The organism is Arthrobacter sulfonylureivorans (assembly GCF_047607445.1).
Lineage (GTDB): Bacteria > Actinomycetota > Actinomycetes > Actinomycetales > Micrococcaceae > Crystallibacter > Crystallibacter sulfonylureivorans_A.
Genome location: NZ_JBLKRT010000014.1, coordinates 14,250 through 27,509 on the forward strand (window position 1 = coordinate 14,250; position 13,260 = coordinate 27,509).

The window sequence follows — 13,260 nt, forward strand, 5'->3', positions numbered from 1 at the left end:
GTCCTTTCCTTCACAAAGCGTCGGTTAATCCTACCGCCATCCATCCTGCACCTCCCGTTCAGCCGATGCGAGGGTGCACACACAACCGTCGGCCAGTCCCCGGCTGTCCGTGCAGGCCGGAGCCGGGGCTGCACGAGAGCCAGGAGACGGGCCGGAATGCGCCAGGGGCGGGCGTCCGGATTCCCGAACGCCCGCCCCTGTGCTCGCGCACTCAGCGGTGCTTAGCTGGCCGAAATCTGGCGCAGCACGTACTGCAGAATGCCGCCGTTGCGGTAGTAGTCGGCTTCGCCTGGCGTGTCGATGCGCACCACGGCGTCGAAGCTCTTAGCGGAGCCGTCCTCCGCGGTGGCGGTGACCTTCAGCGTCTTCGGCGTGGTGCCGTCGTTCAGGGCGGTCACCCCCTCGATGGAGAAGGTCTCCGTGCCGGTGAGGCCCAGCGACGTGGCGGACTCGCCGGCCGGGAACTGCAGCGGGAGCACGCCCATGCCAATCAGGTTCGAGCGGTGGATGCGCTCGAAGCTCTCGGCGATGACCGCCTTGACGCCCAGCAGCGCGGTGCCCTTGGCCGCCCAGTCACGGGACGAACCGGAGCCGTACTCCTTCCCTGCCAGAACCACCAGCGGAGTGCCGGCAGCCTGGTAGTTCATCGCCGCATCGTAGATGTAGGCCTGCGGGCCACCGGTCTGGGTGAAGTCGCGGGTGAAGCCGCCCTCCACGTTATCCAGCAACTGGTTGCGCAGTCGGATGTTCGCGAAGGTTCCGCGAATCATCACCTCGTGGTTGCCACGGCGGGAACCGTAGGAGTTGAAGTCCTTGCGCTCCACGCCGTTCTCCAACAGGTAGCGGCCTGCCGGGCTGTCCGACTTGAAGGAACCGGCCGGGGAGATGTGGTCGGTAGTGACCGAGTCGCCCAGCTTGGCCAGCACACGGGCGCCGCTGATGTCCTGGACCGGCTCCGGCTGCGCGCTCATGCCCTCGAAGTACGGTGGCTTCCGCACGTAGGTGGAGTTCGGATCCCAAGCGAAGGTGTCGCCCTCCGGGGTCTGCAGCGCCTTCCAGCGCTCGTCGCCCTCAAACACGCCTTCGTAGCCCTTGGCGAACATCTCCTTGTTGATCGCGGAGTCGATGACCTCCTGGACCTCGACCGGGTTCGGCCAGATGTCCTTCAGGAATACATCGTTGCCCTCCGGGTCCTGGCCCAGCGGCTGCTTCTCGAAATCGAAGTCCATGGTGCCGGCCAGTGCGTAAGCGACCACCAGCGGCGGGGACGCCAGGTAGTTCATCTTCACGTCCGGGTTGATCCGGCCTTCGAAGTTGCGGTTACCGGACAGGACCGAGGTGATGGAGAGGTCATTGTCCTGGATGGCCTGCGAGATTTCGGGCTCCAGCGGACCGGAGTTGCCGATGCAGGTGGCGCAGCCGTAGCCGACCACGAAGAAGCCGAGCTTCTCCAGGTACGGGATCAGGCCGGACTGTTCGTAGTAGTCGGTGACGACCTTGGACCCGGGGGCAATGGAGGTCTTGACCCAGGGCTTGGAGGCCAGGCCCTTTTCCACCGCGTTGCGGGCCAGCACGGCCGCAGCCAGCATCACCGAGGGGTTGGAGGTGTTGGTGCAGGACGTGATCGACGCGATCGAAACTGCACCGTGGTCCAGCTCGAACTCGCGCCCGTCTGCCATGGTGACGTTAACGCGCTGGGACGGGCGGCCGTCGCTGGGCAGTGCCACGTGGCGTCCCTGCGAGGCCGAACCGCCGGCGGGGCGGTCATCCTGGGCGGCCGAGGAGTGGCGGAACCGGGAGGTTGCTGCCGGGGCATCGGAGGCCGGGAAGGACTCCTCGATGGCCTCATCCAGGGCGTCTTCGTTGTCCGAAACCACGTAGTTCTGCAGATCCTTGCGGAACTGGTGCTTGGCGGTGGTCAGCTCGATCCGGTCCTGCGGGCGCTTCGGCCCGGCGATGGAGGGAACCACGGTGGACAGGTCCAGCTCGAGGTACTCGGAGAACTTCAGTTCGCGGGACGGGTCGTGCCAGAGGCCCTGTTCCTTGGTGTATGCCTCGACCAGGGCGACGTTCTCCTCGGAGCGGCCGGTCAGGCGCAGGTACTCGAGGGTCACGTCGTCGATCGGGAACATCGCGGCGGTGGAACCGAATTCCGGGCTCATGTTGCCGATGGTGGCACGGTTGGCCAGCGGCACAGCGGCCACGCCTTCACCGTAGAACTCGACGAATTTGCCGACCACGCCGTGCTTGCGCAGCATTTCGGTGATGGTCAGCACCACGTCGGTGGCGGTAGCGCCCGCCGGGATGGAGCCGGTGAGCTTGAAGCCGACAACGCGCGGAATCAGCATGGAGACCGGCTGGCCCAGCATGGCGGCCTCGGCCTCGATGCCGCCCACGCCCCAGCCGAGCACGCCCAGGCCGTTGACCATGGTGGTGTGCGAGTCGGTGCCAACCAGGGTGTCCGGGTAGGCGCGCAGCTTGCCGTCGACCTCGCGGGTCATCACGGTGCGGGCCAGGTACTCGATGTTGACCTGGTGCACGATGCCGGTTCCCGGCGGGACGACCTTGAAGTCTTCGAACGCGGTCTGGCCCCAGCGCAGGAACTGGTAGCGCTCACCGTTGCGCTGGTACTCGATTTCCATGTTGCGTTCCAGCGCGCTGGCGTTGCCGAACACGTCGATCTGCACCGAGTGGTCGATGACCAGCTCGGCCGGAGCCAGCGGGTTCACGCGCTTCGGATCGCCGCCAAGGTCCTTGACGGCCTCGCGCATGGTGGCCAGGTCCACAACACAGGGAACACCGGTGAAGTCCTGCATGATCACGCGGGCGGGGGTGAACTGGATTTCGGTGTCCGGCTGTGCGTCGGGGTTCCAACCGGCCAGGGCGCGGACGTGGTCCGCGGTGATGTTCGCACCATCTTCGGTGCGGAGCAGGTTCTCCAGCAGGACCTTGAGGCTGAACGGAAGGCTCTCGGCACCTTCTACTGAACTCAGCCGGAAAATTTCGTATTCGGAACCGGCGACATTCAAGACGCCTTTGGAACCGAAGCTGTCCACATTACTCATAACAGGACTCCTCTCGCCACACTTTATCTTTGTCCGGGCGGCAACCACCCGCTAGTTAGGCGTCCCTAAGTGTGAAGGGGCCGCTGCGGGGTTTGGCCTCTGGTCGGCTTGCACGCCGAAGCCCGCAAAATCTGCGGGGCAGGGACACCAGGCACCGTCCGGAACCGCTGTTCCCATCCTAGCCGGTAGCAGGTTTACCGGAACCGGAGCGCCGTTCGAGGCCTGCGTCACAGTCAGGATCCACACGCCCGTCGCGACGACCAGCGGCCGCGCCGACGCCGTCGCCGCGCCGTGGGATGCGCCGTGGGCTGCGTCTTGGGCTGCGTCCGGTCGGCGCTGTAGCTGTGGTCAGTCGCCGGGTGTGAGCACCGCGAACGACTCCATGTGGTGGGTGTGCGGGTATAGGTCGAAGACCCGCAGCGAATCCAGGTTCCAGCCCAGCTGCCGGAAGTAGCCAAGGTCGCGGGCGAAGGACGCCGGATCGCACGCAACGTACCCGACCACGCGGGGTTGGCGGGAAGCCACCGCCTGGACCACCGCCTTGCCGGCGCCGGCACGCGGCGGATCAAGCACGACGGCGTCCAGCACCTTGGCCTGCGAGCGCAGCACGCGCTCCACCTTGCCCTGGACGATCTCGATCTGGCCAAAGCCGTGCAGGTTTTTCCTCGCATCCTTGCTGGCGGCCGGCGATCCCTCCACCGAGAGCACGTTGCCGGTGACGCCGACCGCGTCGGCCAACGGCGCCGTAAACAGTCCGGCCCCGGCGTACAGGTCGGCCACGCGCTCCCCCGCACGCGGCGCGACGCCGTCCATCACGGCAGATGTCAGGGTGGCAGGTGCCAGCCGGTGGATCTGCCAGAAGCCGTCGCCGGTGACCCGGTACTGGTGCGGGCCGTTGGTCTCGGCTACCCAGGTGCGTCCGCGCAGCCGGGTGAGCCTTCCCGGTTCGGGTTCCCAGGCCGCCACCGACACGCCGGGCTCGATTCGTTCCGCCAGCTTCGCCAGCCGCTTGGGCGTAGTCCCTGCGGCGGGCACCAACAGCACCAGCGGGGTGCTGCCGTCCTGCGGCGCGGCCACTTCCACCCGCTCCAGTCCGGTCAGGTCCAGCTCCCAGAGCCGCAGGTCGTTGACGGCGTCCACGGCCAGCGGCATGTCCTGAACCGGAATCAGCTCGTCAGAGCGGTGCGCATGCATGGCCAGGCGCCCATCCGGCCCCACACCAAAGGCGGCACGCGTGCGCCAGCCGAGTCCGTCGTCGTACTCCCCCTCCGGAGCTTCCACGGTCACCTCGTGTTCCAGCTTGGCCAGCCGCTGCAGCTGCTCCGCGAAGATCTGGCCTTTCAGCCGGCGCTGTGCGGTGAGCGCGATGTGGCCGAATTCGGCTCCGCCCACTGCGGGCCGTCCGGCTTTCGCGGCGGCCAGCGCATCGGCCGGCGCCCAGGGGTGCGCCACCCGGTCGGCGGACGCTTCCAGCACCTGCACGGTGTCCGCACGCCAGAACCCTGCGTCAGCTCCGCCGTCGGTGACCCGGGCCAGCACGCGTTCACCCGGAAGTGCATGGCGGACGAAGACCACCCGGCCCTCGTGCCGGGCGACGAAGTGGCCTCCGTGCGCCGGGGCACCAACGGTGAGTTCGATCAACTGCGGCGCGGGTTGGGGCGCAGCGTGCGGCACGGGTTCGCTCATGGAAGCTCCTGGTAACGGCGGGCGGAATCGGAGGAGGCCAGCTGCCACGGCACGCTGGCCACCATGACCCCCGGCTCAAAGTGCAGGCGGGCCTTGATCCGCAGCGCGGTCTGGTTGTGGACAAGCTGTTCCCACCAGCGTCCCACGACGTACTCCGGGATGTAGACCACCACCAGTTCGCGCGGGGAATCCCGTCGGATGCTCTTGATGTAGTCAATGATCGGCGTGGTGGTTTCCCGGTACGGGGAGGCGAGCACGGTGATCGGGACCGGAACGTTGAGTTTCTCCCAGTCGCTCAGGGTCCGCTCGGTCTGCTCGGGGTCCAGATCCACCACCACGGCGTCGAGCCGCGATGGCCGCGACGCCCGGGCGAAGGCGAGCGCCCGGACGGTTGGCTTGCGCACATGCGAGACCAGGATCACGGCGTGCACGCGTGAGGGCAGCGCAGTGGTCGGCTCGTCCGGATCGAGCGCGAGTTCCTGCGCCACCTGGACGTAATGGCGGTTAATGCTGTGCATGATCAGCCAGAGCACCACGATGCCCAGCACGGCCAGCCAGGCCCCGAAGATGAATTTGCTGACCAGCACCACCACCAGCACGGTGACGGTCAGGAGAAAGCCCACCAGGTTGATCAGCCGGGAACGCACCATCCGGCGGCGTACCGGCCGGTGCGGGGTGGCCCGGATTTCGCGCGACCAGTGCCGGATCATGCCCAGCTGGCTGAAGGTGAACGAGACGATGACGCCGATCACGTAGAGCGGGATCAGGCGGGTGACGTCCGCCTTGAAGATCAGCACCAGCACGACGGCCGCGGCCGCCAGCGCCAGCACGCCGTTGCTGTAGCTGAGCCGGTCGCCGCGGGTGCGCAACTGGCGCGGCAGGAACCCGTCGGTGGCGAGGATGGATGCCAGCTGCGGGAAGGCGTTGAACGCCGAATGGCTGGCCAGCACCAGGATGGCGGCGGTGGCCGCGACCGTCAGGTAGAAGAGCAGGGCGCCGCCGCCGAAAACCGTTTCCGCCAATTGGCTCAGCACCGGGGACTGGACATAGCCGGCCGGCAGTGCCTCTCCGTTCAGCCGCAGCTGCTCGGCCGGCACCTGCACCACCCGAACCTGCGTTGCCCGGGCCAGGTACATCACGGCCATGGTGATCACCGTCGCGGAAAGGCCCAGCATCAGCAGCGCGAATCCGGCGTTCTTGGCCCGCGGCTTCTCGAAGGCGGGTACGTTGCTGGCCGGGGTCTCCACCCCCGTCAGTGCCGCGGCACCGGTCGAAAAGGCCCGCAGGACCAGCAACGCGCCGGCCACGCCCATCAGGCCGGCCTCCATGCCGGGTTCCGGGACGACGTCGAATGCGGCGCTGGGTGCCTCGCCCAGGCTTCCGGCGAGGTCCAAGACAAAGCCCATCAGGCACATCAGCAGCACGGTGCCCACAAAGACGTAGGTGGCAATCGCCACGGTACGCCGTCCGCGGGCCAACCCGCGCAGATGCAGCAGGGCCAGCACGGCGATACCGGCCACGGCTACCCCCGGCTGCCAGCCGTTCAGAGCGGGGAGCGCGGACACCAGATACTGGGCCGCGGAGGACATGGACACGGCCACGGTGAGCACATAGTCCAGCATCAGGGCAGAGCCCACCGTGATGCCTGCGGACTTGCCCAGGTTCTTGGTCGCGATTTCGTAGTCGCCGCCGACCGGATAGGCGTGGATGCTTTGGCGGTAGGAGGCCACCAGCACCAGCAGCACCACCATCACCGCCAGGCCCACCCAGGGAGCAAGCGCGATGGCTGCCACACCGGCCAAGGCCAGCGTGAGCAGGATTTCGTCGGGCGCATAGGCCACCGAGGAGAGCGCGTTCGCGGAGAACACCGGCACCGCGAACCGGCGCGGCAGCGCCTCCTGCCTCAACCGATCGGTGCGGAATGGCTTGCCCACCAGGACCCGCTTCAGGGCGTCGAAAAATGTCAACACGCTTCGCTCGCTGCGACAGGCACCAACATGAGCCAATTCTTCACGGCTCCGAGTCTATGCCAGCGGAGGCACCCCGCCGGGGCGGACTCCAGTGGGGCTATGGAAACTCCGCCCTCCGATTTCATAGCCACGGAACCTCCGCTGGGGTTAGCATGTGCGTGTCAATGTGCACTGGCTCACACCAGCATCCGGGGCCGTTGGAGCCCGGACTGCTTGCAAAGGAGTCTTGATGGGCAACGCAGCCGCCGTGATGACCGGCCTGAACACCATCGAGATTCAGGAGCGCCCGATGCCTGAGCCGTTGCCGGGCCAGGCCGTGATCCGGGTGGAAGCAGTGGGCGTCTGCGGCTCTGACGTTGCCTATTACCGCTACGGGAAGATTGGCCCGTTCGTGGTTGACGGTCCGTTCATCCTGGGCCACGAGGTCTCCGGCGAAGTGGTCGCTGTCGGCGACGGGGTGGACAACGTCCACGTCGGCGACCGGGTGGCCGTGGAGCCCGGCACGCCGGACCGCAACTGCGAAGAATGCCGGGCGGGACGCTACCACCTCTGCCCCAACCTGGAGTTCCTGGCCACCCCGCCCTACGACGGCGCGCTGCTCCAATATCTGGCCATGGACGCCCGCTGCTATTTTCCGATACCGGATTCGATGAGCTACGAGGAAGGCGCGCTGCTTGAGCCCCTGTCGGTGGGGCTCTGGGGGTGCCAGCGGGCGAATCTGCAGGCCGGCGACGACGTGCTGATCACCGGCGCCGGGCCGGTTGGCCTGCTGGCAGCGGAAGCGGCACGGGCGCTCGGCGCGGGAAGCGTCACGCTCACGGACATCTCCGACTTCCGGCTTGGCGTGGCCCGCGACCACGGATTCGCGGTGGAGAAAAGCGACGCACCGACCTCGCGGACCTTTGACGTGCTGCTGGAATGTTCCGGCGCCAACGGCGTTCTCGCCGCCGGGCTGGGCCGGTTGCACGAGGCAGGGCGGGCCGCCGTCATCGGCTTGGCCAAAACCGAAGAAGTCCCGCTCCCGCTGTCCACGCTCAATTGGAAAGAGATCACCATCTCGATGGTGAACCGGTACAAAGACACCTGGCCACTGGGCATCGCCTTGGTTTCCTCTGGCCGGATCAACTTGGAAGGACTGGTGACGCACAGCTTTTCACTGCCGCAAACCGCGGCTGCGCTGGAAAACACGTCCACCGAGCCTGAATCGCTCAAGGCGATGATCTACCCCCAGCGGCTCTGACCGCGGATGCCGGAAACAGAACGAACGCAACGCGGCACACCATCAGTACAAGGAGTTCCGATGAAGAAGTACACGCGGGGAATCCTAGGCTTTACCACCGCCCGTTTCGCCGCCGCCCCCACCGCCTCCTCCGCCGCCGCCGCCGCAAGCGGTCATGCCGGCTGCCAGAAACAAGGCGGTGGGGGCGGCGGCGAAACGGGCGGGGGCGGCCAGACCGAGGGAAAGATCGCCTTCCTGATGCCGGACCGCGCCTCCACCCGGTACGAGCAGCAGGACAGCCCGCTGTTCAAGGCCAAGGTCATGGAGTTGTGCAGCGGCTGCGAGGTGCTGTACCAGAACGCGGACGGCAACGCTGACAAGCAGCAGCAACAGGCCAATGCCATGATCACGCAGGGCGTCAAGGTGCTGGTGTTGGACGCGGTGGACAGCACCGCGGCCGCCTCGCTGGTCAACACCGCGAAGAGCCAGGGGATCAAGGTGGTCACCTACGACCGCCCGGTTCCGGACACGCCGGCAGACTTCTACGTTTCCTTCGACAACAAGAAGATCGGCAACCTGATCGCCACCGACTTGGTCGAAAAATTAGACTCCGAGGGCGACAAGACCGGCGGCGTGCTGATGGTCAACGGCTCCCCCACCGACAGGGCGGCGCAGCTGATCAAGGAAGGCGCGCAGGAAGCCGTCAATGCCAGCGACCACAAGGTGCTGGCCTCCTATGACACGCCGGAATGGCAACCGTCGAAGGCCCAGGACTGGGTCGCCGGCCAGATCACCCAGTTCGGTGACGACATCACCGGCATCGTCGCCGCCAACGACGGCACGGCAGGTGGCTCGATCGCAGCCCTGAAGGCTGCCGGTGTGTCGCCCATCCCGCCGGTCACCGGTAACGACGCCGAAATAGCCGCGATCCAGCGGATCATCAGCGGCGACCAGTACAACACCATCTCCAAGCCCATCAAGATCGTGGCGGAGAAGGCGGCCGAGGTCTCGGTCCAGCTGCTCAACGGCGAAACCCCGGAACCCGATGCGACGCTCTTCGACACTCCATCGGCCCTGTTTGTGCCGACGGTGGTGACCAAGGAGAACGTCAAGGAAGTGATTTTCGACGGCGGGATCTACAAGCCTGAGGAAGTCTGCACGGGCGAATACAAGTCAGGCTGTGACGAACTCGGCATCCAGTAGCGCAGCGGCGGCCGGCGGTGCCGCGGCCCAGCGGCGCCGCCGTCGTAATGGAAGGGGAAGGCAGTGTCCACTGTGTCAGCGGAGCGGACGGAGGCAGCCGCACCGGTGCTGTCCATGCGGGGCGTGAGCAAGCACTTCGGTGCCGTCGCCGCCCTCACGGACATCGCCTTGGACGTCCATGCCGGAGAGGTTGTTGCCTTGGTCGGCGACAACGGCGCCGGAAAGTCCACCTTGGTCAAGATCCTCGCGGGCGTGCACCCGCAGGACGCAGGAACCGTGAACTTCGACGGCAAGGACGTGACCATCCACACGCCGGTGGATTCCATCCAGTTGGGCATCGCCACGGTGTTCCAGGACCTCGCCCTCTGCGACAACCTCACCGTGGTGGACAACCTCTTCCTCGGCCGGGAGTTGGGGCCGTGGCGGCTGAACGAAGTCGAGATGGAGGTCCAGTCGTGGAAGCTCTTGCGGCAGCTCTCGGCGAAGATCCCCTCGGTCCGCATCGCGGTCGCTTCCCTCTCCGGTGGACAGCGGCAGACCGTGGCGATTGCACGGTCGCTGCTGGGCAGCCCGAAGCTCATCATCCTGGACGAGCCGACGGCCGCCCTTGGCGTGGCGCAGACCGCCGAAGTGCTGAATCTAGTGGAGCGGCTGCGTGAAAACGGACTCGCCGTGATCATGATCAGCCACAACATGCAGGACGTGCAGGCCGTCGCGGACCGTGTTGCGGTCCTGCGGCTGGGGAAGAACAACGGCACGTTCCGGATGAAGGACGTTTCCACCGACGACCTGATCGCCGCCATCACCGGCGCCACCGACAACGTGGTGACCCAGCGCGCGGCCCAGACCGGTGCCGCGGCCGCGGCCAGCACGGACGGAACGGCAGGTCCGGACGGTACGGCACGCGCCTCCGAAGGAGCAGCCGAATCAGGTGCCGCCGACGGACCAGCCGGGCCAGCGGGGATGGGCGGCCCGGGCGGCGGATCAATGCCGCCCGGCCAGCCCGCCGGAAGCACGGACCAACCGGGATCCGGGGCAGTACCGGAAGAAGGGAACGTACCATGACAACGAACCCCACCAGCCCAGTCGTCCCGCTGGCCACCGACCTGCAGGATGAACGGCTGATCCGGACCGAAGGCTTCAAGGGAGCCATCAAGGTCGGCGTCAACCGGGTCCGCGGCGGCGACCTTGGCGTGCTGCCCATCATTGTGGGACTGCTGGTGATCTGGACCATTTTCCAGGCCCTCAACCCGTTCTTCCTCTCCAGCGCCAACCTGGTCAACCTGCTGCTGGAAAGCGCCGCCGTCGGCGTGATTGCGCTCGGCATCGTCTGCGTCCTGCTGGTTGGCGAGATCGATCTGTCCGTCGGCTCCGTCAGCGGCCTATCGGCGGCGATCGTCGGCGTGAGCTTCATCAAGCTGGGCTGGCCGATCGGGCTGGCGGTCCTGACGGCTCTGGCCGCCGGCGCGGTCATCGGCCTGGTCTATTCGCTGGTGTACACCAAGTTCGGGGTGCCGTCCTTCGTGATCACACTGGCCGGCTTGCTTGGTTTCCTCGGCGTGCAGCTGTTCGTACTCGGCGTCGAGGGCACCATCAACCTGCCGTTCGATTCCTTCCTGGTCTGGTTCGGCCAGCAGGCCTTCGTGCCGGCCTGGCTGTCCTACGTGCTGGCGGCGCTTGGCGTGGCCGGCTTCTTCCTCAGCCAGCTCACGCTCTCCCGCCAGCGGGTCAAAGCCGGCCTGTCCGGCCGGCCGATGCGGCTGGTGGTGATCCAGACAGTGGTGCTGGCGGTGATCCTGTTCTTCGCGGTCTGGTACCTGAACCAAACCCGCGGCGTCGGCTGGATGTTCGTCTTCTTCGCCGCACTGGTACTGGTGATGCACTACGCCTTCACCCGGACCCAGTGGGGCCGCTCCGTCTACGCCGTCGGTGGCAACCGGGAAGCGGCACGGCGGGCCGGCATCAGCGTCAACCGCATCTACGTGTCCATCTTCGTCCTGTGCTCGACCTTCGCGGCCATCGGCGGCATGCTGGCCGCCGGCCGACTGGCCGCCTCGGCACAGAGCAGCGGCACCGGCGACGTGAACCTGAACGCCATTGCCGCCGCGGTGATCGGCGGGACCAGCCTGTTCGGCGGCCGCGGCTCGGCGTTCTCCGCCCTGCTGGGCATCTTGGTCATTCAGTCCATCTCCAGCGGCCTGACCCTGCTCAACCTTGAGTCCTCCTTCCGCTACATGATCACCGGCCTGGTGCTGTTGCTGGCTGTGATCCTCGACGCCGTTTCGCGCAAGTCCCGTACCTCCCACGGCCGCGCCTAGTGGCCAGCCGGTTGGGCGATATGTTCCTCGGCATCGATATCGGCACGGGCAGCAGCAAGGCCGTGCTGACCAATGCCGACGGCGAGGTCCTGGACAGCGCGACGGTGATGCACGACGTCTCCTACCCGCGGCCGGGCTGGGCGGAGTTCGACGCCGAGGGCGGGGCGTGGGCAGAGGTGGTCGGGCTCTGCCGGGAGCTTTTCTCCAGGAACGACGCCGGTGCGCTCGCCGGTGTGTGCGTCAGCGCGATGGGGCCCTGCCTGGTCGTGACGGACGAAAACCTGACCCCGCTGCGTCCCGCGATCCTGTACGGGATCGACGCGCGCGCCGTCGTCGAAATCCGAGAATTGACCGAGGAATTCGGCGCCGAGGCGATCTTTCGCGATGCGGGAAAGGTCCTCTCATCCCAGGCCGTCGGGCCGAAGCTCCGCTGGCTGCGCAACCGGGAACCGGAGGTCTTCGCCCGCGCCCGGAACTGGCACAGCCTGAACTCCTTCATCCTGGCCAAGCTCACCGGTGAACTGGTGGTGGACCACCACACCGCCAGCCAATGCGATCCGCTCTACGACCTGCACGCCAACCGGTGGCACCCGGAAAGGTACAGCGCCGTCGCCGGCCACCTGCCGGAGCCCCGGCTGGCGTGGTCGGCCGATGTCAGCGGCCACGTTCATCGCGAGGCGGCCGAGGCGACCGGGCTGCCGGAAGGCGTGCCGGTCTGCGCGGGCACCGTGGATGCCTGGGCCGAGGCATTCAGTGCCGGCGTCCGGCAGCCGGGCGACCTGATGCTGATGTACGGCTCCACGATGTTCTTCGTCCAGGTCCTCGGGGAGTTCCGCGCCGAGCCCAAGCTCTGGACCACGGCCGGAGTGGATCCGGGGTCCCTGACGCTGGCCGCCGGGATGTCAACCTCCGGGAGCCTGACCACCTGGCTGCAGCGGCTGTTTGGCGACGTCCCCTTCGAGCAGCTCGTCACCGAAGCCGCCGCGGCTCCCCCGGGGTCCGACGGGCTGCTGCTGCTGCCCTACTTTGCCGGCGAGCGCACCCCCGTCTTCGACCCCGACGCCCGCGGCCTGATCACCGGTTTGTCGCTGCGCCATGGCCGCGGCCACCTGTTCCGTGCCGCGTACGAGGGCATTGGCTTCGGCATCCGGCAAATCCTGGAGTATCTCGAGAACTCCGGCGAACCGATCCGGCGCGTTGCCGCAGTTGGCGGTGGCACCAAGGCCAGGCTCTGGACGGAGATCGTTAGCAACATCACCGGGCGCGACCAACTGGTTCCGGAGCAGACCATCGGTGCCAGCTACGGGGATGCCCTGCTTGCCGCCATCGGAACCGGTGCGGTGCCGGCCGCTACCAACTGGGCCCGTACAGCGGCCACGGTGAAGCCCGATCCGGCCACCGCCCCGCTCTACGAAAAGCTCTACAGCACCTACGGGCTGCTCTACCCGTCGAACCGGGAACACATGCATGTGCTCGCCGCCCTGCAGGAGCCGGCGGACGAATAAGGGGCCCGGGCAGCGCATGAGAATCCTGGTCACCGGTTCCACGGACGGCCTTGGACGGGCTGCAGCGGACGCCCTGCTGTCCGCAGGCCACGCCGTCGTCGTACATGCCCGCAATCAGGACCGCGCCGCCGCCGTCGACCCACTCGTCGAGCGCGGCGCGGACCTTGTGCTGGGCGATTTCAGCAACCGAGACGCGGTGCGACAGGTTGCCGCGGAACTCAATAACAGGGACCCCCTCGATGCGGTGATTCACAACGCGGGTGTCTGGAGCGGGCGAGCCGTGATGCCGGTCAA

8 protein-coding genes and 1 pseudogene are annotated in these 13,260 nt (G+C 67.1%); 6 read left to right on the forward strand and 3 right to left on the reverse strand.

Annotated features, from left to right (window positions below; all coding sequences use genetic code 11):
• Positions 1 to 221 precede the first annotated feature (221 nt).
• The 3 genes from ACMX2H_RS08575 to ACMX2H_RS08585 form a co-directional block, all read right to left on the reverse strand.
• Positions 222 to 3,065, reverse strand: a complete 2,844-nt coding sequence (locus tag ACMX2H_RS08575; protein WP_414960094.1) for an aconitate hydratase — start codon at positions 3,063 to 3,065, stop codon at positions 222 to 224.
• Between the two features lie 348 nt (positions 3,066 to 3,413).
• Positions 3,414 to 4,751, reverse strand: a complete 1,338-nt coding sequence (locus tag ACMX2H_RS08580) for a class I SAM-dependent RNA methyltransferase (protein WP_414960095.1) — start codon at positions 4,749 to 4,751, stop codon at positions 3,414 to 3,416.
• Entirely contained in the window at positions 4,748 to 6,721 is a 1,974-nt protein-coding gene (locus ACMX2H_RS08585) for an APC family permease (RefSeq protein WP_414960096.1), read from the reverse strand. Before ACMX2H_RS08585 ends, ACMX2H_RS08580 begins: the two co-directional genes overlap by 4 nt.
• Before the next feature lie 229 nt (positions 6,722 to 6,950).
• Between ACMX2H_RS08585 and ACMX2H_RS08590 the strand changes: the two genes are divergently transcribed.
• From ACMX2H_RS08590 to ACMX2H_RS08615, 6 genes and pseudogenes are all read left to right on the forward strand, one after another.
• The gene (locus ACMX2H_RS08590) at positions 6,951 to 7,961 is read left to right on the forward strand and encodes an NAD(P)-dependent alcohol dehydrogenase (protein ID WP_414960097.1); all 1,011 of its coding nucleotides are present in this window, start codon (positions 6,951 to 6,953) and stop codon (positions 7,959 to 7,961) included.
• A gap of 60 nt (positions 7,962 to 8,021) precedes the next feature.
• Complete coding sequence (locus ACMX2H_RS08595; RefSeq protein WP_414960098.1) at positions 8,022 to 9,143, forward strand: ABC transporter substrate-binding protein; 1,122 nt, start codon at positions 8,022 to 8,024, stop codon at positions 9,141 to 9,143.
• A gap of 114 nt (positions 9,144 to 9,257) precedes the next feature.
• Positions 9,258 to 10,208, forward strand: a complete 951-nt coding sequence (locus ACMX2H_RS08600; RefSeq protein ID WP_414960153.1) for an ATP-binding cassette domain-containing protein — start codon at positions 9,258 to 9,260, stop codon at positions 10,206 to 10,208.
• Positions 10,205 to 11,461, forward strand: a complete 1,257-nt coding sequence (locus tag ACMX2H_RS08605; protein WP_414960099.1) for a sugar ABC transporter permease — start codon at positions 10,205 to 10,207, stop codon at positions 11,459 to 11,461. Before ACMX2H_RS08600 ends, ACMX2H_RS08605 begins: the two co-directional genes overlap by 4 nt.
• Positions 11,461 to 12,966, forward strand: coding sequence for an FGGY-family carbohydrate kinase (locus ACMX2H_RS08610; RefSeq protein ID WP_414960100.1), 1,506 nt, complete (start codon positions 11,461 to 11,463; stop codon positions 12,964 to 12,966). The genes ACMX2H_RS08605 and ACMX2H_RS08610 overlap by 1 nt, the downstream gene beginning before the upstream one ends.
• Before the next feature lie 16 nt (positions 12,967 to 12,982).
• A pseudogene (locus ACMX2H_RS08615) lies at positions 12,983 to 13,183 on the forward strand (SDR family NAD(P)-dependent oxidoreductase); the annotation flags it as partial.
• Between the last annotated feature and the right edge of the window lie 77 nt (positions 13,184 to 13,260).